This window comes from Leclercia sp. UBA7405, assembly GCF_037152215.1.
Classification (GTDB): domain Bacteria; phylum Pseudomonadota; class Gammaproteobacteria; order Enterobacterales; family Enterobacteriaceae; genus Enterobacter; species Enterobacter pneumoniae.
The window spans coordinates 19,867-44,374 of sequence record NZ_JBBCMR010000008.1 but is presented as its reverse complement, the minus strand read 5'-3'; the positions used below and the strand labels follow the sequence as shown (position 1 = coordinate 44,374).

Annotated in this window: 19 protein-coding genes; 8 read left to right on the top strand and 11 right to left on the bottom strand. The window is 54.8% G+C overall.

All coding sequences use genetic code 11. The annotated features are described in order from the left end of the window. Window positions 1-128 precede the first annotated feature (128 nt). Entirely contained in the window at window positions 129-1,079 is a 951-nt protein-coding gene (gene corA, locus WFN75_RS21365; protein ID WP_040078111.1) for a magnesium/cobalt transporter CorA, read from the top strand. 35 nt (window positions 1,080-1,114) lie between these two features. On the opposite strand, the gene rarD is transcribed toward corA, so the two are convergent. Together rarD and yigI are read right to left on the bottom strand one after the other, a co-directional pair. Continuing rightward, window positions 1,115-2,011 carry an EamA family transporter RarD gene (rarD, locus tag WFN75_RS21360; protein ID WP_046886532.1) on the bottom strand — a complete coding sequence of 299 codons (897 nt, stop codon included), beginning with the start codon at window positions 2,009-2,011 and terminating at the stop codon, window positions 1,115-1,117. Window positions 2,012-2,062: 51 nt separating this feature from the next. Then, entirely contained in the window at window positions 2,063-2,530 is a 468-nt protein-coding gene (gene yigI, locus WFN75_RS21355; RefSeq protein ID WP_040078113.1) for an acyl-CoA thioesterase YigI, read from the bottom strand. Between the two features lie 159 nt (window positions 2,531-2,689). On the opposite strand from yigI, the gene pldA reads away from it, so the two are divergent. The 3 genes from pldA (at window position 2,690) to rhtC (ending at window position 6,160) form a co-directional block, all read left to right on the top strand. Then, a complete protein-coding gene (gene pldA / locus WFN75_RS21350; protein WP_207292599.1) occupies window positions 2,690-3,559 on the top strand; it encodes a phospholipase A in 870 nt (289 codons plus the stop codon). 89 nt (window positions 3,560-3,648) lie between these two features. Then, window positions 3,649-5,478, top strand: a complete 1,830-nt coding sequence (gene recQ / locus WFN75_RS21345) for an ATP-dependent DNA helicase RecQ (protein ID WP_040078116.1) — start codon at window positions 3,649-3,651, stop codon at window positions 5,476-5,478. Window positions 5,479-5,539: 61 nt separating this feature from the next. Continuing rightward, window positions 5,540-6,160: a threonine export protein RhtC gene (gene rhtC / locus WFN75_RS21340; RefSeq protein WP_040078118.1), complete on the top strand. Its 621-nt coding sequence runs from the start codon at window positions 5,540-5,542 to the stop codon at window positions 6,158-6,160. Between the two features lie 41 nt (window positions 6,161-6,201). Here the strand turns inward: rhtC and WFN75_RS21335 are convergent, their stop codons facing one another. From WFN75_RS21335 to rhtB, 5 genes are all read right to left on the bottom strand, one after another. Then, complete coding sequence (locus WFN75_RS21335; protein ID WP_336996781.1) at window positions 6,202-7,098, bottom strand: hypothetical protein; 897 nt, start codon at window positions 7,096-7,098, stop codon at window positions 6,202-6,204. Window positions 7,099-7,102: 4 nt separating this feature from the next. Then, the gene (locus WFN75_RS21330) at window positions 7,103-7,909 is read right to left on the bottom strand and encodes an OmpA family protein (RefSeq protein WP_336996780.1); all 807 of its coding nucleotides are present in this window, start codon (window positions 7,907-7,909) and stop codon (window positions 7,103-7,105) included. 53 nt (window positions 7,910-7,962) lie between these two features. After that, entirely contained in the window at window positions 7,963-12,138 is a 4,176-nt protein-coding gene (locus WFN75_RS21325; protein ID WP_336996779.1) for a YadA-like family protein, read from the bottom strand. A gap of 395 nt (window positions 12,139-12,533) precedes the next feature. After that, on the bottom strand, window positions 12,534-12,989 hold the full coding sequence (locus WFN75_RS21320) for a winged helix-turn-helix domain-containing protein (RefSeq protein ID WP_052953295.1): 456 nt from the start codon (window positions 12,987-12,989) through the stop codon (window positions 12,534-12,536). Between the two features lie 491 nt (window positions 12,990-13,480). After that, window positions 13,481-14,101, bottom strand: a complete 621-nt coding sequence (gene rhtB, locus WFN75_RS21315; RefSeq protein WP_336996778.1) for a homoserine/homoserine lactone efflux protein — start codon at window positions 14,099-14,101, stop codon at window positions 13,481-13,483. A gap of 109 nt (window positions 14,102-14,210) precedes the next feature. On the opposite strand from rhtB, the gene pldB reads away from it, so the two are divergent. The 3 genes from pldB (at window position 14,211) to WFN75_RS21300 (ending at window position 17,011) form a co-directional block, all read left to right on the top strand. Further along, window positions 14,211-15,203 (top strand): lysophospholipase L2, encoded by a 993-nt coding sequence (gene pldB / locus WFN75_RS21310; RefSeq protein WP_046886537.1) that lies wholly within the window; start codon window positions 14,211-14,213, stop codon window positions 15,201-15,203. A 25-nt stretch (window positions 15,204-15,228) separates the two neighbouring features. Continuing rightward, window positions 15,229-16,029, top strand: a complete 801-nt coding sequence (gene yigL, locus WFN75_RS21305) for a sugar/pyridoxal phosphate phosphatase YigL (protein ID WP_046886538.1) — start codon at window positions 15,229-15,231, stop codon at window positions 16,027-16,029. A gap of 82 nt (window positions 16,030-16,111) precedes the next feature. After that, window positions 16,112-17,011, top strand: a complete 900-nt coding sequence (locus WFN75_RS21300) for a carboxylate/amino acid/amine transporter (protein ID WP_046886539.1) — start codon at window positions 16,112-16,114, stop codon at window positions 17,009-17,011. Here WFN75_RS21300 and metR read toward each other — a convergent pair. Continuing rightward, window positions 16,899-17,852, bottom strand: coding sequence for an HTH-type transcriptional regulator MetR (gene metR, locus WFN75_RS21295; RefSeq protein WP_040078127.1), 954 nt, complete (start codon window positions 17,850-17,852; stop codon window positions 16,899-16,901). The genes WFN75_RS21300 and metR overlap by 113 nt on opposite strands. Before the next feature lie 115 nt (window positions 17,853-17,967). On the opposite strand from metR, the gene metE reads away from it, so the two are divergent. After that, the gene (metE, locus tag WFN75_RS21290) at window positions 17,968-20,229 is read left to right on the top strand and encodes a 5-methyltetrahydropteroyltriglutamate--homocysteine S-methyltransferase (protein WP_336996777.1); all 2,262 of its coding nucleotides are present in this window, start codon (window positions 17,968-17,970) and stop codon (window positions 20,227-20,229) included. 17 nt (window positions 20,230-20,246) lie between these two features. Here metE and WFN75_RS21285 read toward each other — a convergent pair whose 3' ends face one another. Genes WFN75_RS21285 through WFN75_RS21275 form a run of 3 tightly spaced genes read right to left on the bottom strand, consistent with a single transcriptional unit; the run spans window position 20,247 to window position 24,385 of the window. Then, entirely contained in the window at window positions 20,247-21,083 is an 837-nt protein-coding gene (locus WFN75_RS21285; RefSeq protein WP_286933646.1) for a PRD domain-containing protein, read from the bottom strand. A gap of 24 nt (window positions 21,084-21,107) precedes the next feature. Continuing rightward, entirely contained in the window at window positions 21,108-22,571 is a 1,464-nt protein-coding gene (locus WFN75_RS21280; RefSeq protein ID WP_336996776.1) for a glycoside hydrolase family 1 protein, read from the bottom strand. Next, on the bottom strand, window positions 22,571-24,385 hold the full coding sequence (locus WFN75_RS21275; RefSeq protein ID WP_336996775.1) for a beta-glucoside-specific PTS transporter subunit IIABC: 1,815 nt from the start codon (window positions 24,383-24,385) through the stop codon (window positions 22,571-22,573). The genes WFN75_RS21280 and WFN75_RS21275 overlap by 1 nt, the downstream gene beginning before the upstream one ends. Between the last annotated feature and the right edge of the window lie 123 nt (window positions 24,386-24,508).

Here is a 24,508-nt window from a genome sequence, read left to right as displayed (position 1 = left end):
CCTTAGTGGTTGTCAGCGACTGCATTATTCCCGTCGCGCTGAGTCAGGCTGTTTAATGGTCTGAAACCCAATTTGTTTCTGTGTGCCCACCGAACTGTCCGATATTTTTTGCATTGGGAGTCCCGGTCATGCTGAGCGCATTTCAACTGGAAAACAACCGACTAACCCGGCTTGAAGCCGAGGAGTCACAACCCCTCATTGATGCCGTATGGGTGGATCTGGTCGAGCCGGATGACGAGGAACGTACACGCGTTCAGTCAGAGCTCGGGCAGAGTCTGGCCACCCGACCGGAACTGGAAGACATCGAAGCATCCGCCCGTTTCTTCGAGGACGAAGACGGCCTGCATATTCACTCCTTCTTCTTTTTTGAAGATGCCGAAGATCACGCTGGCAACTCCACCGTGGCATTTACCATCCGTGATGGGCGCCTGTTCACGCTGCGCGAACGGGAACTGCCCGCGTTTCGCCTCTACCGCATGCGGGCCCGCAGCCAGGCGATGGTGGACGGAAACGCTTACGAACTGCTGCTGGATCTGTTTGAAACCAAAATTGAACAGCTGGCAGACGAGATTGAAAATATCTACAGCGATCTGGAAAAGCTGAGCCGCGTCATTATGGAAGGGCACCAGGGCGATGAGTATGACGAAGCGCTCTCGACGCTGGCCGAGCTGGAAGATATTGGCTGGAAGGTACGTTTGTGTCTGATGGATACCCAGCGCGCGCTGAACTTCCTGGTACGCAAGGCGCGTCTGCCGGGTGGCCAACTGGAGCAGGCGCGTGAGATCCTGCGCGATATCGAATCCCTGCTGCCGCACAATGAATCCCTGTTCCAGAAGGTGAACTTCCTGATGCAGGCGGCAATGGGCTTTATCAACATCGAGCAGAACCGCATCATCAAGATCTTCTCGGTGGTATCGGTCGTGTTCCTGCCACCGACGCTGGTGGCCTCAAGCTACGGAATGAACTTTGAGTTTATGCCGGAGCTGAAGTGGAGCTTTGGCTATCCGGGCGCGATTGTCTTTATGATCCTCGCCGGGCTGGCGCCTTACCTCTACTTCAAGCGCCGTAACTGGCTGTAAACACATCACCCTCTCCATGGGGAGAGGGTGAAATACTACAATCCTCTTTTTACGCGACGCTGGGTATAAATCGCATCGGCAACGAAAATCGCCAGTGCGACCCAGATAAACGCAAACGTCACCATCTTATCCGCACCCGGTACTTCACCGTAAAACACCACCGCCAGCAGGAACATCAGCGTGGGGCCGATGTACTGGAAGAAGCCCAGCGTGGAAAGGCGCAGGCGCGTTGCCGCACCGGTAAAGCACAGCAGCGGGATCGTAGTGACGACACCTGCGGCCATCAGCATCAGGTTCAGCGACCATGGATTGCCGCCCATATGGCTGGTGGCGCTATCGGCAATGCCAAACAGATAAATCGCGGCGACCGGCAACAGCCACAAAGTTTCGAACAGCATTCCGGTCTGCGCTTCGACGGCGATTTTTTTGCGCACCAGGCCGTAGAAAGCAAAGCTGAACGCCAGCCCCAGCGCAATGACAGGCAGCGAGCCGAACGTCCATAGCTGGACCAGCACCCCGCAGAAGGCGAGAAGTACCGCCACCCACTGCATCCGGCGGAAGCGCTCGCCGAGGAAAATCATCCCCAGCACAATGTTCACCAGCGGGTTAATAAAATAACCCAGGCTTGCTTCGAGCATGTGATGGTTATTCACAGCCCAGATAAACAGCAGCCAGTTGCCGCCAATTAACACGGCAGAGAGCGCCAGCAGAAAGACCTTTTTCGGCGTTTTGAGCAGCGTTTTAACGCCCGACCACTGACGGCTGATACTCATCAGCGCAATCATAAAGAAGAAGGACCAGATAACGCGGTGAGTGAGGATCTCGTCCGCCGGCACGTAGGCGATCAGTTTGAAGTACGCCGGTGCGATACCCCAAATAAAATAAGCGGCAAGAGCGAGTAAAACGCCCTGCCGCGTCTGTTTAGCATCCATCGGGAAAATCCGTTACAAATAAGTGAACTCACTTTACCCGATTTTTTCGCCTCAACCCACCATATAAGTGGCTGTTGCGCTGGCGATATAAACCTGCTCGTCGTTATGCAGCTCTACGCGGGCAACGGCGACTTTGTTACCCGCCCGCAGCAGACTGCTGGTGCAGGTGAAGCGATTTCCGCGGCCGGGCCGCAGGTAGTCAACGCGTAAATCGATCGTGCCCATTCTTGATAAACGTTGACGCAGTTCATCTTCGTTGATGGTCTCGTGGCGCGTTAAGGTGCTACCCACGCAGACCAGCCCGGCGGCGACATCCAGCGCTGAGGCAATCACCCCGCCGTGCAGAATACTCTGCGCCCAGTTTCCCACCATCATCGGCTGGTTATTGAAACTGAGCTGCGCAAAATCCTTCTCGTAGCGCTCCAGCTCCAGGCCCAGTGCGCGGTTAAATGGCATGTGATAGACAAAAATCTCACCGACCAGCTTCAGAGCTTGTTCCGCAGTTAGCGTGGCTGACATGGCACAACAGATCCTTATTGTTAATAAAATGTTGATTTTATCCCTCGCCAACGCGATTTACCACTTTAAGACATCTGGATGCAGCAGACGGCAAATAAATATGTAGAATGTGGTGGGCAAAATTATTCTTAAAAACTATCTACCTGGAGAACACCACCGATGCGGACGTATCTGGTCTGGTTACTTGCAGCGGTTGCGCTGCCTTTCACAGCTTATGCGCAGGAAGCGACCGTTAAAGAGGTGCACGATGCCCCGGCGGTACGCGGGAGCATCATCGCTAACCTGCTGCAGGAGCATGACAACCCATTTACGCTCTATCCATACGACACTAACTACCTGCTTTACACGACCACCAGCGACCTGAACAAAGAAGCTATTAGCACCTACAACTGGTCTGATAACGCGCGTAAAGATGAGGTAAAATTTCAACTGAGCCTGGCCTTCCCGTTCTGGCGCGGTATTCTGGGGCCGAATTCGGTGCTGGGCGCCTCATATACGCAGAAATCCTGGTGGCAGCTCTCAAACAGCGGTGAATCATCGCCGTTCCGCGAGACCAACTACGAACCGCAGTTGTTCCTCGGCTTTGCGACTGACTATGAATTTGCTGGCTGGACGCTGCGCGATGTGGAGTTTGGTTATAACCACGACTCCAATGGACGTTCAGACCCGACCTCACGTAGCTGGAACCGTCTGTACACCCGACTGGCGGCGCAAAACGGCAACTGGCTGGTTGAAGTGAAGCCCTGGTACGTCGTGGGCGATACCGACGATAACCCGGATATCACCAAATATATGGGTTATTACCAGCTGCGCGTGGGTTATCAACTGGGCGAGGCAGTATTAAGCGCGAAAGGGCAGTACAACTGGAATACCGGCTACGGCGGTGCGGAGATTGGCCTCAGCTATCCAATGACCAGGCATGTACGCCTTTATACTCAGGTATATAGCGGCTATGGCGAGTCACTTATCGACTATAACTTCAACCAGACCCGCGTCGGTGTGGGCGTGATGCTGAACGATCTTTTCTAGCATCCTCGAATGTTTTTGTCTTAATCGTTGAAGTTTCTCTCTCAGGCGCTGAAAATAGCGCCTGTTTTTATTTCAGGCAGGTGGTTAATGTGGCGCAGGCGGAAGTTTTGAATCAGACATTGCTGGCTAAACAGGTTCTGCATGAGACCTTTGGCTACCAGCAATTCCGCCCGGGCCAGGAGACCATCATCGATGCCGTCCTCGAAGGGCGTGATTGCCTGGTCGTGATGCCCACCGGCGGCGGGAAGTCGCTCTGTTATCAAGTGCCCGCGCTGGTGCTTAACGGCCTGACGGTGGTGGTCTCTCCGCTTATCTCGTTGATGAAAGACCAGGTCGATCAACTGCTGGCTAACGGCGTGGCAGCGGCCTGCCTGAACTCGACGCAAACCCGCGAGCAGCAGCAAGAGGTGATGGCCGGTTGCCGTACCGGGCAGATCCGTCTTCTTTATATCGCTCCAGAGCGGCTGATGCTGGATAACTTCCTCGACCATTTGACGCACTGGAACCCGGTGCTGTTGGCGGTGGATGAAGCGCACTGCATCTCCCAGTGGGGGCATGATTTCCGTCCGGAGTATGCCGCGCTCGGTCAGTTGCGCCAGCGCTTCCCGGCGCTGCCCTTTATGGCGCTGACCGCCACGGCAGATGACACGACCCGTCTGGATATCGTCCGACTGCTGGGGCTGAACGACCCCTTTATCCAGGTTAGCAGCTTCGATCGCCCTAACATCCGCTACATGCTGATGGAGAAGTTCAAGCCGCTGGATCAGCTCTTACGCTACGTCCAGGAGCAACGCGGTAAGTCGGGCATCATCTACTGCAACAGCCGCGCGAAGGTGGAAGACACCGCCGCGCGCCTGCAAAACCGTGGCTTCAGCGCCGCAGCCTATCATGCCGGGTTAGAAAACCACATCCGCGCCGACGTGCAGGAGAAATTCCAGCGCGACGATCTGCAAATCGTTGTTGCGACGGTGGCGTTCGGCATGGGGATCAACAAGCCCAACGTGCGCTTTGTGGTGCATTTCGACATCCCGCGCAATATCGAATCTTACTATCAGGAAACGGGCCGCGCCGGGCGTGACGGCCTGCCTGCGGAAGCGATGCTGTTTTACGATCCGGCGGATATGGCGTGGCTGCGCCGCTGCCTGGAAGAGAAACCGCAGGGGCAGCTGCAGGACATTGAGCGCCACAAACTGAACGCGATGGGGGCCTTTGCCGAAGCGCAAACCTGCCGCCGTCTGGTGCTGCTCAACTACTTTGGTGAAGGACGACAGGAATCGTGCGGTAACTGCGATATCTGCCTCGACCCACCGAAGCAGTACGATGGCCTGATGGACGCGCGCAAGGCGCTCTCGACGATCTATCGTGTCAATCAACGCTTCGGGATGGGCTACGTGGTGGAAGTGCTGCGCGGCGCGAATAATCAGCGTATCCGTGATATGGGCCACGACAAGCTGCCTGTCTACGGCATCGGTAAAGACCAGAGCCACGAGCACTGGGTCAGCATTATCCGCCAGCTGATCCACATGGGGTTCGCTACGCAAAACATTGCCCAGCACTCGGCGCTGCAGCTGACCGAAGCGGCACGCCCGGTGCTGCGCGGCGAAATTGAACTGAAGCTCGCCGTGCCGCGCGTGATTGCCCTGAAGCCGCGCGTAATGCAGAAATCTTACGGCGGCAACTACGACCGGAAGCTGTTTGCCAAACTGCGCAAGCTGCGTAAAGCCATCGCCGATGAGGAGAACATCCCGCCGTACGTGGTCTTTAACGACGCGACGCTGATAGAGATGGCCGAGCAGATGCCGCTTAGCGCCGGTGAAATGCTCAGCGTCAACGGTGTTGGCACGCGCAAGCTCGAGCGTTTCGGCAAGGAGTTTATGGCGCTTATTCGCTCTCATGCCGATGGTGATGATGAGGAGTAGTCAGCCGGCCAAAAAAGTGCCAGTATGATGACTCACTGTATTATTTCCCCGCGAGCTAATTATGTTAATGCTATTTCTCACCGTGGCATTAGTGCACATCGTTGCGCTGATGAGCCCCGGCCCTGACTTTTTCTTCGTATCGCAAACTGCCGTCAGCCGCTCCCGCAAAGAGGCGATGATGGGCGTACTCGGCATTACCATGGGCGTCATGGTCTGGGCGGCGGTGGCGCTGCTTGGTCTGAACTTGATTCTGGCGAAGATGGCCTGGCTGCATAACATCATCATGGTCGGCGGTGGCCTGTATCTGTGCTGGATGGGCTACCAGATGCTGCGCGGCGCGCTGAAAAAAGAGGTAGCAACGCCGCAGGAGCCAAAAGTTGAGCTGGCTACCGGCGGTCGTAGCTTTATGAAAGGGCTGCTGACGAACCTGGCGAACCCGAAAGCGATTATCTACTTCGGCTCGGTGTTCTCACTCTTTGTGGGCGACAGCGTCGGCGCGGGTGCGCGCTGGGGCATCTTCCTGCTGATTGTGGTGGAAACCTTTGCCTGGTTCACCCTGGTAGCAAGCCTGTTTGCCCTGCCGGCAATGCGCCGTGGTTATCAGCGCATTGCGAAGTGGATCGATGGCTTTGCTGGTGCACTCTTTGCGGGCTTTGGTATTCACCTCATCATCTCTCGCTAATTGCTTCAATGGCGTACAGGACCCTGTACGCCATCTTGCCTTTACTTCTTCTTCTGCTCTGCATCGTCATGCGCGGGTGCGGCAAGAATCGCAATATCGACAAAATAGCTTTTGCCAATAATCATGCCCTTGCCGAACCAGGTCACGCCCCGGGAATAGAGCTCAACATCTTCACTATTTTTGACCAGCCGGTTGCCAAAGGTATTGCGAACGCTGTAGCTGTTGCTGGTAACGTAATCCAGCGTCAGTGCACCACTGCCTTCGGCTTTGTAAAAACTGGTGATGGCGTTGAGATAGTCCGGCGCATAGTGTTTAACGACGTCTGTGATTTGTTGTTGCCTGGTCTTCCAGTCGCCGATTGGCTGCGGGGGGATATTCTGCGCGATAACGGCATAAAGCTGAGCCGTGGCGCGCGCGACCGCGAGCTGAACCTGTGCATCATGGATAAATCGATCCCTCAAAAAGTCGCTCTTTTCTGTCCGCTCCTCTTTCGTCGGGCGCCAGGGTAACCAGCTGGATTTCTCCTTCTCCTTTTTGTCCTGCAGGTAGTAACTTGTCATATCTACCGGCTGGAAGAGCGACGTCGCCAGAAACGCCGCACAGGCGAGCTGGCGCTCCTCACGCTCGCTTTTTAACACCAGCATGCCCGGCACGCCTAATTTCGCGAGCTGCATCGGGTCAACTTTATTCTGGATAAGTCGCTGATTCACCTCCTGCTGGGTCGCATCGCCACGCGCTAAATCGCAAATTTGCTGCATCAAAAAGGTATTACGTTTTCCTGCAACCTGAGGCGTCAAATTGAACAGGGTATCGGTAATAATGCTATAAGCGGGCACGCTAACAAATCTGACGGGCAGATCCTGGGAAGCCGCAAAGCCGGTGGCTGCGGTCAGTAAAGAAAGACCGCCGACGGCGGTCTTGATTAGAGTGAGGCGCATGACGTTATTTACCTGCGTTATCAGCCACGATTTCAATCGTCATGCGGCGATTGGGGGCCAGGCATTCAATGACATGTGATGTGGCGACACCCGGACAATCAACGCGCGGCATACTTTCGCCCAGACCTTCGGTTTCGATGCGGGTGGCATCAATCCCGTTTTCAATGAGCTGGCGCTTCACCGATTCCGCGCGTGCTTTGGACAGCGTCATATTGCTGGCCTCGTCGCCGATACGGTCAGTATGGCCTTTAACGATCAGGTGTTTACCTTGCTGTGTTTCAGCCTTCAGCCCGCCGCTGATGAGATTCATCTGCTTGATGCCCTCCGGACTCAACGCTGCGCTACCAAAGGCAAACAGGCTTTCTGCACTCAGCTCTTTCTGAACGACCGCAACAGGTTGCTGCGGTTTTGCCTGCGGCGTCAGGCAGTTTTCAGGCAGGAAATAGAAACTTTGCGCCTTCATCTGTGAGTCGAACAGCACCTTGTACTGACAGGTACGCACGCTGTGATCTGGCTGGGTGAAGTGGAAAATATAATCCCACTCTTTCACGCGAAACATGCCTTCACTGAAATGCGGTGCGCCGAGCAGCTCATAGATCTGCGCTTTGGTTAAACCTGCGTGCATCTCGTTAAGATTGTCTTTATTCACGAAGCTGCCGTCAGTACGTACTGCGTGCGATTTATCCGGGAATATCGCGTTATCGGTCTTCCCTTCACCATTTACATCGCTAACAGCGCGGGTACAGGCGGTAAGCAAAGCCATGCTGCCAATAAGCAGCGCCAGTCGGGTCATCTTTTTACAATTCATCATAATTTCTCTTTTACTCTCCGGCGTGTTCGCCGGAGATGTTTGTTAATTCAGACTTACCACTGATAGCCAATGCCAACAGAACCACCCAGATCGCCCTGGCTGTTAGAGGAGCCAGACAACTTCGTGACCCATTTACCATTGTCAGAGACGGTTGATACCCCCATCGCAATCGCAGACTCGCCCTGATAGGTTCCCCCCGCCATGCTGAACATGCTGGCGCCTGGCGAATAAGGCTGTGGCAAGCTCGCCATGGCCATCGCGCCGGCGATACCCGCGCTCAGCTTGTCGTCCTGATCGGCAATCATCTCTTTCAGTTCGCCAAATTTGTTATTGGTATAGGTGTAAGAATCGCCCATGCTCTGTTTCAACTGACCCACGTTGACGGCATCGGTGGCTGCGGTACCGGCTGCCACGTGAGTGATCTGACGCTCGCCGCCCGCGTATCCCATGGAAACGCTGTTATCACGATCGGTAACGGAGTTTGTTCCTAGCGCCACGGCGTTGCTGTGGGTAGCCTTCGCGCTGTTACCCAGGGCCATGCTGTTTGTTGCGCTGGCCACCGCGCCTGCGCCGCCAGCGATGGAATTCTGGCCCGTCGGTTTCGGCTTCGGCAGGTTACTGGTGTTATTCACCTGGAACATACCGTCCTTGCCCTCGGCAATGTTGGTCACGTTCAGGCTGACTTCATCCAGCTGCTGCTTATTTACGGCATCGCTGGCATTGACGCCCGCCGCAACGTTAGTAATGGTGGTACCGCCGGTTTTAGTGGATTGATCGTAGGTATCGCCCGCCAGCGCTATTTTGCTGTAATCAATGGATCCATCGCCGTTTACCACATATTTCACCACGGAGTTATCCAGACCGGAGAAATTGGTGTTGATGGCTTCGATCGCCTGATTTGTGGCATACAGCTGCGAGCCGTTCACGGCATCCGTGCTGGTGGCGCTGATACGGCCCGCTGCAACGTTGGTGATGGTGCGTTCGTTATCCAGGCTGCCTACGCTGACGGTGCCCGCCGGCGTTGTGCCGGCAAATTGATAGTCGTTGCCGCGAATGGTTACGCCCTGAGTACCCACGGCACGCTCCGTGGTGGCTCCTGCGCCCAGCGCCACGTCACCCTTATTGTTAGCGACCGCGCCAGCGCCAATGGCAACGCTGTTTTCGCCGGTTGACCGTGCGTTCTGCCCCATCGCCATACTGCCTGCGCCGGTTGACGTGGCCGCGTTACCCATGGCAATCGAACTTTCGCCCACCGATTTTGCAGCCGGACCTACCGCAATGGAGTCGGTGCCGGTGGCAACGGAATCTGCTTTGGTGGAGTTAGCGTGGAAATACTTCACCCCGTTGTTATACATATCGCTGGTGGCGTCTCTGAGTTGCTGTACGTTTACCGCATCGCTGTCATTCACCCCGTAAGCGACGTTAGTGAGGGTGGTACCGCCCGCTTTCGTCGTACTGTTATAGGTGGTGCCGCCCATGGACACGCGGTTGTAGTTGATGGTGCCGTCCGGATTGGTGTCGTATTTGACCGCCAGATCGCTGAGATCGGAAATATCACCAGATATCCCTTCAATGGCCTGGTTGGTGGCATATAGCTGAGAGCCATTCACCGCATCGGTGCTGGTGGCGCTGAGGCGTCCGGCAGCGAGATTGGTGAGAGTACGCTCCTTGCCTACGCTGCCGATACTGACGGTACTTGTAGGGGCGGCACCCGCGAAGGTATAAGCCGTGCCGCGCAGGGTCGTGCCGGTGGTCGCAACGGCCGCAGCGGTGAGTGAGTCAGAGCCCAGCGCCACGTCTTTAGCATTGTTGGCTTTGGCGTTATAGCCGAGGGCAAGGCTGTTTTCGCCTATGGCGGTGGCGCTATAGCCGACGGCGGAGCTGCCTTTACCTTTCGCATAGGCATCGGCCTGGGTCAGCCCTTTCTCGTTGGTCCGCGCATAGCGGATACCTTTGCCGTTCAGATCGGTGTAGGTCGTGCTGGTGTCGCCGGCGATGTTGTTAACGATGTTGGTGACGTCTGCCACGTCGGCGTTGGTCTCGTTAAGCTGAGACATATTCACCGCATCGCTGTCATTCACCCCCCGGGCAACGTTAGTGATAGTGGTGCCGCCCGTTTTCGTCGTGCTGTTATAGGTGGTGCCGCCCATCGTCACGCTGTTGCGGTTAACCGTACCGCCGCTGTTAGTGTCGTACATGACAGCAAAACCTTGCTGCTCGGCAACGTCTTCAAGGGCCTGGTTGGTGGCATACAGCTGTGAGCCGTTCACCGCATCGGTGCTGGTGGCGCTGAGGCGTCCGGCAGCGAGATTGGTGAGAGTACGCTCCTTGCCCACGCTGCCGATACTGACGGTGCTTGCAGGGGCGACGCCCGCAAAGGTATAAGCCTTGCCGCGCAGGGTCGTGCCGGTGGTCGCGATGGCCGCAGCGGTGGTTGCGTCAGCGCCCAGCGCCACGTCTTTCGCGTTGTTGGCTTTGGCGTTATAGCCGAGGGCAAGGCTGTTTTCGCCTATGGCGGTGGCGTTATAGCCGACCGCGGAACTGCCCTTACCTTTCGCGTAGGCATCGGCCTGGGTCAGCCCTTTCTCGTTGGTCCGCGCATAGCGGATACCTTTGCCGTTCAGATCGGTGTAGGTCGTGCTGGTGTCGCCGGCGATGTTGTTAATGATGTTCGTGACGTCTGCCACGTCGGCGTTGGTCTCGTTAAGCTGAGACATATTCACCGCATCGCTGTCATCGACCCCGCGAGCAATGTTAGTGATGGTGGTGCCGCCACTGTTGTCGGTACTGTCATACGCATCGCCGTTAAGGGTAATGCTATCGTAATTAACTGTGCTGTCCTGGTTCAGGTCGTATTTAACCGCGACATTGGCAAGCGCTTCTGTCGCTTGTGTGGCGGCAAAAAGCTGCGAACCGTTGATCGCATCGGTACTGGTTTTGCTAATACGGCCTGCGGCCAGGTTAGTCAGTGTCCGTTCCGCATCTTTTTTACCGATACTGACGGTGCTGAGCGGTGCCGTACCCGCGAATGCGTAGGTTTTGCCATCGATAGTGATATCTTGCGTCCCTATGGCCGCTGCGGTCAGGGAGTTTGACCCCAGGGCCACGCTGTTATCATCTGCGGAGGTCGCGTTGGTACCGAAGGCCAGGGAAGACATCCCCTGAGCTTTGGCGTTTGAGCCCATCGCGATAGCATCGTTTTTCGTGGCGGAAGAGTTGTAGCCAAACGACAGTGCTCTATCTGCCTGTGCTTTGGCCTGGGTCCCCAGTGCAACGGTGTCCGCTTTGGTTGCCTGAGCTTTATAGCCTACGGCGAAACTTTGCTTGTCGCTGGAACTGGCGTGGCTGCCAATGGCCAGCGAGCTTTCACCAGACGCAGTTGCGCTGTTGCCAATCGCCTGGGCATCCACACCGGTTGCGGTAGAGTCACTGCCAATTGCGAGAGAGTTATTACCCGAGGAGGTTGAATCACTCCCTATGGATAACGACTCTACACCGTATGCCCGGCTACCGATGCCCAGCGCCATGCTGGATTTTGCCGTAGCTTCGGCATGGTTACCCACCGCCAGGGCCTGTCCACCATAGGCGGTTGACCAGTTACCCAGCGAAATATTTTCTCCTTCGAGATCATTACTGTTCTGGGTGCTGGTGTAGGTGCCGGAAGTGGAGCTGTAGCCGATGGCGATATCGCCGCTACGGTTAGCGTGCGCGCCAGCACCAAAGGCGACCGCGTTTTGTCCGTCTGCTTCAGAGGCTAAGCCGATCGCCGTCGCCCCGCCGCTTTTGTTTGCCGTAGCATAGGCGCCAATTGCCACACTGCCGCCGGGTGTCTGCGAGGTGCTGGTATCTGCGTCAGCGTGATCGCCAAGCGCGATACCACCCATAGCCGCTTTAGCGCTTTCGCCAACTGCGACGTTAGACAGCTCCTGCTGGTTAACATTGGTATTGCCTGTGGTGATGGTATTCGCGTCCAGAGTGGTGGTGTCGCCGGTCTCTGCGTTGGTACCAATCGTCACCGAGTCGGGGTCAGTACTGGTGGTGACGGGATCATCAGCGTATGCGCTGGTACTTACTAGCGACGAAAGGGTCAACGCGCCGATAAGGCTAACGGCAGTTGCACTTAAGCCCGTGCGCCCGGATTTACCTTTTCCATTCGCTTTTGCAAATTCGCTCACGGCAACCCAGGTACGTAATGCTGGGTTCCAGATCAATCGATATATTTTATTCATTATGGCTCCTGCCAATTAAATGAAATCTGAAATTTTGTTATTGAAATAGTGAATTAAGTGAATGCTTCACATCCTGAGAAGCGGTCGCCGCTCGGGTGTATTGCTGGGCGTAGCTAAGTGATATTGCTTAAAGGGACCGCGGGTGTGACCACGATCGAAAAAAGTGTCTTGCTGATGCCGATCTGCAAGAGACAAATTCAGTGAGATATATGAGTTTTTCAACGCGCCATCCATGGGATATGCTCCAACATCCTGTCAGAAAATCTTTAAATAATAAGTTCCAGAGTAAATTAATATTCATTGTTTTATTCGCACAATGAATATTAATTTCTCATTTGATTGCGTTGCTCAGGTAAGCGCTGATTTTAAAAATGCGCTCTCATCTTAAAATATTACTATTGATGGAGGCTGATGAAGGTGCTGGCACGACGTTGTTTAACCGCGGATACTGTCAGCTGACTGTTCTCAGTTTCCTTATAATAGAGTGTCAGGATATTGTCATGTTTAATGATGTATCCTTTTCTTTTTTCATACTCAATCAAGTTTTCCGGCAAGTGAAGCAAAGCAAGCTTCTGTTTCAAAGTCGTAAAGACCTGCCATAACCGTGTCCCCGATGAACTGAGGTTGTTCTCGTCCCATACTTTTATCAGTACCTCTTCTTTGGTGATATACCTTTTTTGTGCATGGATTAAGAGATAGGAAAGCAGAGACATCATGGTGTCATTCAAATACAGAATACCTAACGACAACTCATTATTTTTATCAACGCTATCTATTCTGAAAATACAACCTTTCTTGATATCTATATGGATGACATTATCAATTAAAAAAGCATATGGCTGATAAATCATATCACCACTTTGTCCTGTAATTATAACCAGTCCACTCAGCAATAAAAAAAGCAGTCGGAATTATAGGTTTGGTGTGCGTAATTTCAAGACGCGATTGCACTGACGTTGCTTGCCGGGTTTTGTCTGTTAGTTACAATTTGACGGAATGAAATGTCTGTATTTAATCAATCTGTGGTTTTTTATTTCGGTTAAAGTTGCAGGGTTATTTTTTTATACGCCTCATGTCTCTTCCTTGACCATTAGCTAAAAGCACTAAAAATAAGACTTTATTGGAATATAAAACTAAATGTTATCGGTAGGGTTGTATTCTTATTTATTGTCAGATCAACCTGTGGTTGTGAATACCGTACTAAAACTTATTCTTTACTATTTAAATATTATTCTGGCAAATACTCTTTACCGTCGTGCCACACTCGGTATTTTATTGCTTCTCCTTCTTTCGCTATTTTCCGGCGCGCTGTGCGCCGGATTTCATACACAATACATTCTCGTTACGCATGCCGTGCCGAGGCCAATAGCGCCCCCACCAGCACGAACAGTGAACCGAAGACTTTGTTGAGGGCCTTCATCTGTTTTGGCCCTTTAATCCACGCGGCAATCCGCTGCGCCAGGGTCGCGTAACCAATCATCACAATGATATCGACGATAATAGTGGTAGCACCGAGCACCACATACTGTATTACCTGAGGTTGATGAGGGACGATGAATTGCGGGAAGAGGGCGGCGAGAAACACAATGCTCTTCGGATTGGTCAGGTTTACAAACACCGCGCGTTTAAACAGGCGGCTACGATTCTGGCTCACCGCCAGCGTGTTTAAGTCCAGCGAACCGGCTGCGCGCCACTGCTGAATACCCAGCCAGATCAGGTAGGCGGCACCTGCCCACTTCAACACTTCAAATGCCAGTACCGAGCGGGAGAAAAGCGTACCCAGACCAATCCCGACCAGCACAATATGAATACCCAGCCCGGTCTGCAAACCGGCAATAGACGACGCGGCACCGCGATAGCCATGGCTGATAGAGGTCGTCATGGTATTAATCGCGCCAGAACCCGGTGAAAGGCTGAGGATGATAGAAGTGAGCAGGTAGGCGAACCACCATTCGAAGGTCATTTGAAACTCCCGGAACGTCTGTTTTTATGCCACAATACGCTAATGTCGGCTCGTTTTGTGAGCTGCTGCGAAAAAACGATATTCCTTGGCTTACGGGGGTGGAAACCCGATGTTTCAGCAGAAAAAGGACTGGGAAACTCGAGAAAACACTTTTGCTGCTTTCTCCATGGGGCCGCTGACCGATTTCTGGCGTCAGCGTGAGGAAGATGAGTTTACGGGTGTGAATGAGATTCCCGTGCGCTTTGTGCGTTTTCGGGATGAGAAAAACGATCGCGTTATCGTTGTCTGTCCAGGCCGTATCGAAAGCTACGTAAAATATGCCGAGCTGGCCTATGACCTGTTCCACATGGGATTTGATGTTTTAATTATCGACCATCGTGGGCAAGGGTTGTCGGGTCGTATGCTGTCCGATACGCATCGTGGACATGTTGATCACTTCAGCGATTATGTTGAGGATCTGGCCGCGTTCTGGACTCAGGAGGTCCTGCCCGGCCCATGGCGCAAGCGTTATATCCTTGCTCACTCCATGGGCGGTGCCATCTCAACGCTCTTTTTACAACGCCATGTGCATCAGTGCGATGCCATTGCGCTCACGGCACCGATGTTTGGCATCATCATACGTTTACCCGACTGGATGGTGCGCCACATTCTCGACTGGGCTGAGGGCCATCAGCGCATTCGTGAGGGCTATGCCATAGGCACCGGGCGCTGGCGTGCGCTGCCCTTTGCCATTAACGTCTTGACCCATAGTCGCCAGCGTTATCGCCGGAATTTACGCTTTTATGCCGACGAGCCGCGTTTACGCGTCGGTGGCCCCACCTGGCACTGGGTGCGGGAAGGCATTCTGGCCGGTGAGCAGGTGCTGGCCGGGGTCGCAGATGATGCGACTCCAACACTCCTGATTCAGGCGGAAGAGGAGCGTGTGGTCGATAACCGCATGCACGACCGCTTTTGTGAATTGCGTGCCGCCGCCGGTCACCCTTGTGAAGGGGGTAAGCCGATGGTCATAAAAGGCGCGTACCATGAGATCCTTTTCGAAAAGGACGATATGCGCTCAGTTGCGCTCAACGCCATCGTCGGTTTTTTCGACCGGCATAATTGATATTCACCAGAGGTTAAATTTTCTTATGTACCAGGTTGTTGCGTCTGATCTCGACGGCACGCTGCTCTCACCCGACCACACCTTATCGCCTTACGCGAAAGAGACCCTAAAACTCCTGACCGCGCGTGGCGTGAACTTTGTCTTCGCGACCGGTCGCCACCATGTAGATGTGGGGCAGATCCGCGATAACCTCGACATCAAAGCCTATATGATCACCTCCAACGGTGCGCGTGTTCACGATACCGATGGTAATTTGATCTTCACCCACAACCTGGATCGCGACATTGCCGTCGATCTCTTTGGCATGATGTATAACAACCCGGATATCATCACTAACGTCTATCGCGATGATGAGTGGTTTATGAACCGCCATCGCCCGGACGAGATGCGTTTCTTCAAAGAGGCGGTGTTTAACTACTCCCTTTATGAGCCTGGTCTACTGGAGCCAGAAGGGATTAGCAAAGTTTTCTTCACCTGTGACACCCACGAGGCGCTGCTGCCGCTTGAGCAGGCCATCAACGCGCGCTGGGGCGATCGCGTCAACGTTAGCTTCTCCACGCTGACCTGCCTGGAAGTCATGGCCGGTGGCGTCTCAAAAGGTCATGCCCTGGAAGCGGTCGCCAAACGTCTGGGTTTTGAGCTGAAAGATTGCATCGCCTTTGGCGATGGCATGAACGACGCCGAAATGCTCTCCATGGCGGGGAAGGGCTGCATTATGGACAACGCTCATCAGCGCCTGAAAGATCTGCATCCGGAGCTGGAAGTGATAGGCACTAATGGTGATAACGCCGTGCCGAAATACCTGCGCAAACTGTTTCTTGAATAATCTTCATTTGGTTGTTTATTGCTCAGTTGTCAACTAAAGAGTTCGCTACAATGCCTGTCCTTCTTTCTGAGAGACAAGCATTGTGGCGCTACTCATCATCACCACTATTCTGTGGGCCTTCTCGTTTAGCCTGATCGGCGAATATCTTGCCGGGTCAGTTGACAGCTATTTCTCTGTGCTGATGCGCGTTGGACTGGCTGCGCTAGTGTTCCTGCCATTTCTGCGCACTCGCGGACAGTCGCTGCAAACCCTTCTGCTGTACATGCTGGTAGGGGCGATGCAGCTTGGCATCATGTACCTCTTTAGCTTTCGGGCCTACATCTACCTGTCGGTGTCGGAGTTTCTGCTCTTTACGGTGCTAACGCCGCTCTATATCACGCTGATTTACGATCTGCTCAGTAAACGCCGTCTGCGCTGGGGCTACCTGCTCAGCGCGGCGCTGGCGGTAGTGGGCGCGGCGATCATCCGCTACGACAAAGTGAGCGATCATTTCTGGACCGGACTGATGTTCGTTCAGCTGGCAAATATTAGCTTTGCCATCGGTATGGTGGGTTATAAACGGCTGATGGAAACGCGTCCGATGCCCCAGCACAATGCGTTTGCCTGGTTTTATATGGGCGCGGCGATTGTGGCGGTGGCGGCGTGGTTTATGTTGGGAAATCCGCAAAAACTGCCAACGACCTCCCTACAGTGGGGTGTGCTGGTCTGGCTGGGTGTGGTGGCCTCCGGTTTGGGTTATTTCATGTGGAACTATGGGGCAACGCAGGTCGACGCCGGGACGCTGGGTATTATGAACAACGTGCATGTGCCCGCAGGGCTGCTGGTGAATCTGGCCATCTGGCAGGAACAACCGCACTGGCCCAGCTTCGTTATTGGGGGAACAGTGATCCTGGCTTCGCTGTGGGTACATCGGCGTTGGGTCGCTCCGCGCTCCGTACAAACGGAAGATGGTCGCACGCGTGGTTCCGCGCTGAGCGAATAAACGCCTCCGTTACCGGCTGACGCTGCTCGCCATCGCGCACGGCAGAGTATAGCCGGCTCCACAGCCCATCGCCCAGGGTCTTAGTCACCACCAGACCCTGGCGTTCAAAACTCTCCACTACCCAGTGCGGCAGCGCGGCGATCCCCATGCTGGCCGCCACCATCTGAATCAACAACAGGGTGTTATCCACACTTTTCAGCTGCGGGCTAATGCCCGCGGGCTGCAGGAAGTGACGCCAGATATCCAGGCGACTGCGCTGCACCGGATAAATCAACAGGGTTTCCGTCGCCAGATCTTCCGGGGTAATGCGCGTTTTGCTGGCCAGAGGGTGATCCGGCGCCAGCACCAGACGCACTTCAAAATCAAACATCGGCGAATAGTGCAGACCGCTGCGCGGCAGAATGTCTGAGGTCATCACCAGATCCAGCTCGCCCTGCTGGAGCGAGGGCTGCGGATCAAAGGTCACGCCAGATTTAAAGTCCATCTCAACCTGCGGCCATTTCTGGCGGAAGTTCTCAAGCGCGGGCGTCAACCACTGAATACAGCTATGGCACTCAATGGCGATACGCAATTTGGTCTGTTGCGGCTCGTTACAGGCTTGCAGGGCGCTGGCTATTTGCGGCAGGACCTGATTGGCCAACTGGAGCAAAATCTCCCCCTGCGGAGTAAAGCGCAGAGGCTGGCTCTTGCGCACAAACAGACGAAAGCCAAGGCGTTGTTCCAGATCGCTGAACTGGTGAGAAAGGGCGGACTGGGTCTGGTGCAGCGTGGCCGCCGCCGCTGCCAGGGAGCCGCAGTTCCGCAACGCCTGGAGCGTTTTCAGGTGTTTAATCTCAATCATGAAAGTCCTTCACTTCGCCGTGAATATTTTGCGCTTGAGGAATATACACTACCTGCCAATTATAGATGTGTAAACATCTGGACGTCTAAATAACGAATTTCATAAGGGGCATACCATGACTATCCGCAATCACACACTCGGTTTCCCTCGCGTTGGCCTGCGCCGCGAATTGAAAAAAGCACAAGAGCGCTACTGGGCGGGCAACGCCACCCGTGAGGAGCTTCTGGCGGTCGGACGCGAGCTGCGCGCACGCCACTGGGAGCAGCAAAAACAGGCGGGCATCGATCTGCTGCCGGTAGGGGATTTTGCCTGGTACGACCATGTTCTGACCACCAGCCTGCTGCTTGGTAACGTGCCGGCTCGTCATCAGAACAAAGATGGATCGGTAGATATCGATACCCTGTTCCGTATTGGCCGTGGCCGTGCGCCGACGGGGGAGCCAGCGGCTGCGGCGGAAATGACCAAGTGGTTTAACACCAACTATCACTATATGGTGCCGGAATTTGTCAAAGGCCAGCAGTTCAAATTGGCCTGGACCCAGCTTCTGGAGGAAGTGGACGAAGCGCTGGCGCTGGGCCACCACGTCAAACCGGTGCTGCTGGGCCCGCTCACTTACCTGTGGCTGGGTAAAGTGAAGGGTGAGCAATTTGATCGCCTGAGCCTGCTGAACGAGATCCTGCCGGTCTATAAACAGGTACTTATTGAACTGGGCAAACGCGGCATTCAGTGGGTACAGATCGACGAGCCGGCGCTGGTGCTTGAGCTACCGCAGGCGTGGCTGGATGCTTACAAACCGGCGTATGAAACGCTAACGGGCCAGGTGAAGTTGCTGCTGACCACCTATTTCGAAGGCGTCACACCGAACCTCGACACTATTACTGCGCTGCCAGTGCAGGGGCTACACGTCGATCTGGTTCACGGCAAAGATGATGTCGCTGAACTGCACCAGCGCCTGCCTGCGGAGTGGCTGCTTTCTGCCGGTCTGGTGAACGGACGTAACGTCTGGCGCGCCGATCTCACGGAGAAATATGGTCAAATTAACGATATCGCAGGCCTGCGTGAACTGTGGGTAGCCTCCTCCTGCTCCCTGCTGCACAGCCCCATCGATCTCAGCGTGGAAACCCGTCTGGACCCAGAGGTGAAAAGCTGGTTTGCCTTCGCCCTGCAAAAGTGTGAAGAGCTGGCCTTACTACGCGATGCACTGAACAGCGGTGATACGGCAGCGATAATCGAGTGGAGCGCCCCAATTCAGGCGCGTCGTCACTCGGCGCGCGTGCACAATCCGGCGGTAGAACAACGTCTGGCCGCCATTACCTCCCAGGACAGCCAGCGTCAGAGCCCCTATGCGGTACGTGCTGAAGCGCAGCGCGCCCGCTTCAGGCTGCCTGCGTGGCCAACCACCACCATCGGCTCCTTCCCGCAAACCACGGAGATCCGCGGCCTGCGGCTGGACTTCAAAAAGGGCAATCTTGATGCCGCCCATTATCGCACCGGCATCGCTGAGCACATCAAACAGGCTATTGTGGAGCAGGAGCGCTTAGGCCTGGACGTGCTGGTGCACGGTGAGGCTGAACGTAACGATATGGTGGAATACTTTGGCGAGCACCTGGATGGCTTTGTCTTTACCCAGAATGGCTGGGTACAGAGCTACGGCTCCCGATGCGTAAAACCGCCAGTGGTGATTGGCGACATCAGCCGTCCGGCGGCGATCACCGTCGAGTGGGCAAAATATGCACAGTCGCTGACCGACAAACCGGTGAAAGGCATGCTCACCGGCCCGGTGACTATTCTCTGCTGGTCCTTCCCCCGTGAAGATGTCAGCCGTGAAACCATCGCGAAGCAAATCGCGCTGGCGCTGCGGGATGAGGTCGCGGATCTGGAAGCGGCGGGCATTGGCATCATCCAGATTGACGAACCGGCGCTGCGTGAAGGTCTGCCGCTGCGCCGCAGCGACTGGGATGCATACCTCAAGTGGGGCGTGGACGCTTTCCGCATTAACGCCGCTGTGGCCAGGGATGATACGCAGATCCACACCCATATGTGCTACTGCGAATTTAACGACATCATGGATGCTATTGCCGCGCTGGATGCTGATGTGATCACCATCGAGACCTCGCGTTCGGATATGGAGCTGCTGGAGTCGTTCGAGGAATTTGACTACCCGAACGAAATCGGGCCTGGCGTTTATGATATTCACTCGCCAAACGTGCCGAGCGTAGAGTGGATTGAGGCCCTGCTGCAGAAGGCGGCACAGCGTATTCCGGCCGCACGCCTGTGGGTAAATCCGGACTGTGGCCTGAAAACCCGCGGCTGGCCGGAGACCCGCGCCGCACTGGCGAACATGGTAGAAGCCGCGCGCAACTTACGTCAGGCGTAAGCAAAAGTTGGGATGGGCTATGCCTGCCCGTCCATCAGTCGGCTGATATGAATGCTTAACCACGTCAGCTCATCTTTCGGTAAGGTGAGCTGATGCTTCTCCTGCACATAATCCCGAATCACCCATGCGACGGTCATGGCGTCCGGGCGATGACGCATCAGTTCCTGATAAAAATCTTCCGTCTCGCTAAAGACAATTTTTCCTGCCAGCACGCGTTCGGCAAAATAGCGCAGATGGGTAATAAAGCGCATATAGTTCACCGATCCGGTATCGATGGCGTTTCTTAACTTATAGCGCACGATCTCCGCGATGCGATTGACTAACTCCACCTGTTGATGGGCATGGCTATCGTCGCTCTGACTGCTGGCGTTAATGAGATGAAAAGCGATATTCACGGCTTCATCTTCCGGCAGGGAAACGTCAAATAGCGCGCTGACCCGCTCCCGCGCCTGCACCCCAACGCTGTACTCCTGCGGATAGTAGCGCTTCACCTCCCAGCTCAGTTTATTGAGGATGACCTGGCCGCTGCGGCTGCGCTCCACGGCAAAATGGAGGTGTTCGGCAAGGGTAAAGAGCAGGACGGAGTTCAGCTTATCGCCGCATAGACCGCGAGCGAGGAGCAGGATCTCGTGGCTGAGTTCAAAGAATGCCGCAGGAATCGTATCGGTCAGCGATAAAAAATGGCGAGACTTAAGGTCGTTTAACGGCAGGAACACTTTCTCGACCTGATTCAGGTCGATCGGGGTACCCGGTTTTGCGCCAAAACCGATCCCTTTGCCGAACAGGATCATCTCACGCTGGTCATGATCGACCAGCAGCATGCTGTTATTAAGCGATTTTTTTATCGTAATCACGGTCATTTCCTGCGGCCGCGCCGCTTAGCCCATATCCGCGCCATTGCTGGCAATCACTTTCTGGTACCACCAGAAGGAGTCCTTTTTCAGGCGCTTGAGGGTGCCTTTGCCTTCATCATCCTGGTCGACATAGATAAAGCCATAGCGCTTGGACATTTGTGATGTCCCTGCGCTGATAATGTCAATGCAGCCCCAGGTGGTGAATCCCATCACATCCACCCCTTCATTAATAGCTGCCAAAGTTTGCGCGAAGTGGGCGCGGAAATAGTCGATACGATAGCTATCGTGAATCTTCCCATCTTCCACAACGTCTTTGGCACCTAACCCATTTTCGACGATAAAAAGCGGCTTCTGATAACGGTCATAGAGTTCAAGCAGCGAGATTTTCAGCCCTACCGGATCGATCTGCCAGCCCCATTCAGAGGCAGGAAGGTAGGGGTTTTTCACGCCGAGGACGGTATTGCCAGGAATACGTTCTACATCAGGCTCGGTGGATTCTGTCAGCGACATGTAGTAGCTAAATGAGACAAAATCGACGGTATTCTCTTTTAAAATGCGTTGATCGTCGGCCAGCATCTCAATTTGAATATCGCGGCGGGCCAGATCGCGCAGGATCAGCGGCGGATACTCACCGAACACCTGCACATCGGCATAGAAGTAGTTCTCAAGGTTTTTCTTCAGCGTTGCTTCCACATCTTCCGGACGGCAGCTGTGCGGGTAGGTGGTGAGCTTGGTCAGCATACAGCCCACCTGGCTGCCCGGGATGATGTCATGGCAGTCGCGGGTGACCAGCGCTGAGGCAACGAACTGGTGGTGCAGCCCCTGGTAGATATCCTGCTTCGCTTTGCCCGGGGCGCTTTTTTCCTCGCGGATACCGGCGGTGGTAAAGGGGTGACGGTGAATACTGTCGATCTCATTAAAGGTAAGCCAGTAACGCACCAGATCTTTATAGCGCTCGAAACAGACTTTACTGAAGCGCACAAAGGCATCCACCACGTTGCGATGGACCCAGCCGTTATACTTTTCACTGAGCGCCAGCGGCATCTCATAGTGGGAGAGCGTCACCAGCGGTTCGATATTATGGCGACGCAGTTCGCGGAACATCTCTTCATAAAACCGCAGGCCCGCCTCGTTTGGCGCGGCGTCTTCACCATTGGGGAAAATGCGTGACCAGGCAATCGATACGCGCAGCACGGTAAAACCCATCTCAGCGAATAGCGCAATGTCGTCTTTATAGTGGTGATAGAAATCGATGCCGCGACGTTTGGGGTACAACGCATCGTTCTTACCTTCAAACGCATCGCGGATGTTCTCGTCCGTGAGCGCCATATGGCCATCGTAATCCTTTAATGACAGGTTCGGTTTCCAGGTGATGGCATCAGCCACTGACGGCCCTTTGCCGTCAACGTTCCATGCCCCTTCAGCCTGATTGGCAGCGATGGCACCGCCCCATAAAAAACCTTGCGGAAACGGGAGGGATTTCTCCATTACACGGACTCCTTAAGCGTCATGATGATGTGAGGATTGTGATTTTTATCGTCGTTACTGCCTGGTGTCAGCGAAAAGCGTTCGCCGTTTGTTACGACCATCATCACCACCGGATCGAGCCCGGCGGCGGTGATGGTGTCGAGAGAAAATTCAATCAAGGTTTCGCCGCGCTTCACGTGCTGGCCTTCTTTCACCTGTGGCGTGAAGCCCTCGCCCTGAAGTTTGATGGTGTCGATGCCGATGTGAAAAATTAACTCTACGCCCGCATCGGTGAGCAGACTTAGCGCATGGCCACTCTCAAATATATTGACTACGGTGCCGTCTGCCGGGGCGCGCAGCACCCCCTGGGAGGGAACGATGGCAATGCCATCCCCCATAATTTTGCGTGCGAAAACATCGTCATTAACATTCTCCAGCGGAATGATTTGCCCCTCTATCGGGCGGGTGAAGGTCAGCTCATCCGTTTTTTGCGCCGCTTTATCACGCCACAACAGCAGGGCGCTGATAAAGGCGATAGCAAAAGAGAGCCCGGCGCCAGCAAACGCCCAGACGATGTTCATTGGGTTATCGGGCGAGACAAACATGGAGATACTGGCAAGGCCAGGGCCGACCAGGGCAAAGGCTTCGATCGCCATCCAGCCGATAAAGGCGCCGCCAACCACGCTGCCTAAAATCACGCTGTAGAGCGCTTTTTTGTTCAGGAGCGTCACGCCGTAAAGTGCCGGCTCGGTAATGCCAAACAGCGCAGAGATCCCGGCGGAGAAGGCGGTAGACTTTAATACTTTGTCTTTGCTTTTCAGGGCGATGGCGAGGCAGGCGCCCGATTCGGCAATATTGTGCGCCAGCGACGCAGGCAGATAGAGCATTTCGCGACCAAACTGGCTCATCGACGCGACGGCATAAGGGAGCATCGGTTTGTGCATGCCGGCGGCAACCATAAAGGGGAGGGCAGCGGCAAGCAGGCCGGTGGCCACAAAGCCCAGCTTGCCATACAGCCACAGAATCACCGTTGCCAGCCCGGCGCCCAGCTCGTAACCCAGCGGCCCCAGAATGAGCAGCGTGACGGGTACCGTCACCAGCAGCGACAGCATTGGCGACAGGAAGATGCGCAGCGCTCCGGGCGAATAGCGGTTAAACAGTTTTTCAGTCTGGGCGTAAAACAGCACGCAGAGAATCGCCGGGAAGACCTGCGATGCGTAAGCCACGTTGCGCAGATCAAACGACATAAACGCCGTGCCCTCTGCCAGCTGTTTGGTCATGGCCGGTAAGAGCATGACGGAAACTGCCGAAACCGCGACCAGAACGTTAACTTTTAACTTCATGGCGGTGGTGATCGCCACCAGAATCGGCAAGAACCAGAGCGGTGCTGAGCCGATGTTATCCAGCACTTTATAGGTGTCGCTATCCCGGCTCAGCCAGCCCAGTACATCCAGCAGCAACAGCAACGATTTCAGCACCCCACCGCCTGCGATGGCAGGCACCAGCGGCTGAAAAACGCTGATCACAAAATCCACCACCTGAGCGCCACGGCTGGCTTTGGTACTGACAGATTGCGTGGACTGAGCCTGCGGTTCGCCCGCAAGTGAACGCACCGCTTCGTAGACCTGCACCACCTCATGGCCGATGATCACCTGGCATTGCACGTTAATACGCACGCCGAGTACGCCGTCAATCTTTGCCAGCGCAGCCTCGTTGACTTTGCCATTGTCGTAGAGGCTCAGACGCAAGCGAGTCGAGCAGTGTTCGATATGTTCGATATTTTCAGCACCGCCCACCTGGGTGATGATGTCCAGCGCAGTCTGCAAGTGATTCATGTCTGGCCCCTGTCTCCAGAGCAAAAAAAAAAGACCTGAAGCCCATCTCTCCCGAAAGGGAGATGGGCTTCAGGTCTTGCCTACGGATCGTAGTTACACGCCTGTGCTGTTTATATCGTCCAG

Bases quoted from the DNA above. Each gene is read 5' to 3' on its own strand.
- corA (WP_040078111.1), top strand. From the start codon at position 129: ATGCTGAGCGCATTTCAACTGGAAAACAACCGACTAACCCGGCTTGAA.
- rarD (WP_046886532.1), bottom strand. From the start codon at position 2,011: ATGGATGCTAAACAGACGCGGCAGGGCGTTTTACTCGCTCTTGCCGCT.
- yigI (WP_040078113.1), bottom strand. From the start codon at position 2,530: ATGTCAGCCACGCTAACTGCGGAACAAGCTCTGAAGCTGGTCGGTGAG.
- pldA (WP_207292599.1), top strand. From the start codon at position 2,690: ATGCGGACGTATCTGGTCTGGTTACTTGCAGCGGTTGCGCTGCCTTTC.
- rhtC (WP_040078118.1), top strand. From the start codon at position 5,540: ATGTTAATGCTATTTCTCACCGTGGCATTAGTGCACATCGTTGCGCTG.
- WFN75_RS21335 (WP_336996781.1), bottom strand. From the start codon at position 7,098: ATGCGCCTCACTCTAATCAAGACCGCCGTCGGCGGTCTTTCTTTACTG.
- WFN75_RS21330 (WP_336996780.1), bottom strand. From the start codon at position 7,909: ATGATGAATTGTAAAAAGATGACCCGACTGGCGCTGCTTATTGGCAGC.
- WFN75_RS21325 (WP_336996779.1), bottom strand. From the start codon at position 12,138: ATGAATAAAATATATCGATTGATCTGGAACCCAGCATTACGTACCTGG.
- WFN75_RS21320 (WP_052953295.1), bottom strand. From the start codon at position 12,989: ATGATTTATCAGCCATATGCTTTTTTAATTGATAATGTCATCCATATA.
- rhtB (WP_336996778.1), bottom strand. From the start codon at position 14,101: ATGACCTTCGAATGGTGGTTCGCCTACCTGCTCACTTCTATCATCCTC.
- pldB (WP_046886537.1), top strand. From the start codon at position 14,211: ATGTTTCAGCAGAAAAAGGACTGGGAAACTCGAGAAAACACTTTTGCT.
- yigL (WP_046886538.1), top strand. From the start codon at position 15,229: ATGTACCAGGTTGTTGCGTCTGATCTCGACGGCACGCTGCTCTCACCC.
- metR (WP_040078127.1), bottom strand. From the start codon at position 17,852: ATGATTGAGATTAAACACCTGAAAACGCTCCAGGCGTTGCGGAACTGC.
- metE (WP_336996777.1), top strand. From the start codon at position 17,968: ATGACTATCCGCAATCACACACTCGGTTTCCCTCGCGTTGGCCTGCGC.
- WFN75_RS21280 (WP_336996776.1), bottom strand. From the start codon at position 22,571: ATGGAGAAATCCCTCCCGTTTCCGCAAGGTTTTTTATGGGGCGGTGCC.
- WFN75_RS21275 (WP_336996775.1), bottom strand. From the start codon at position 24,385: ATGAATCACTTGCAGACTGCGCTGGACATCATCACCCAGGTGGGCGGT.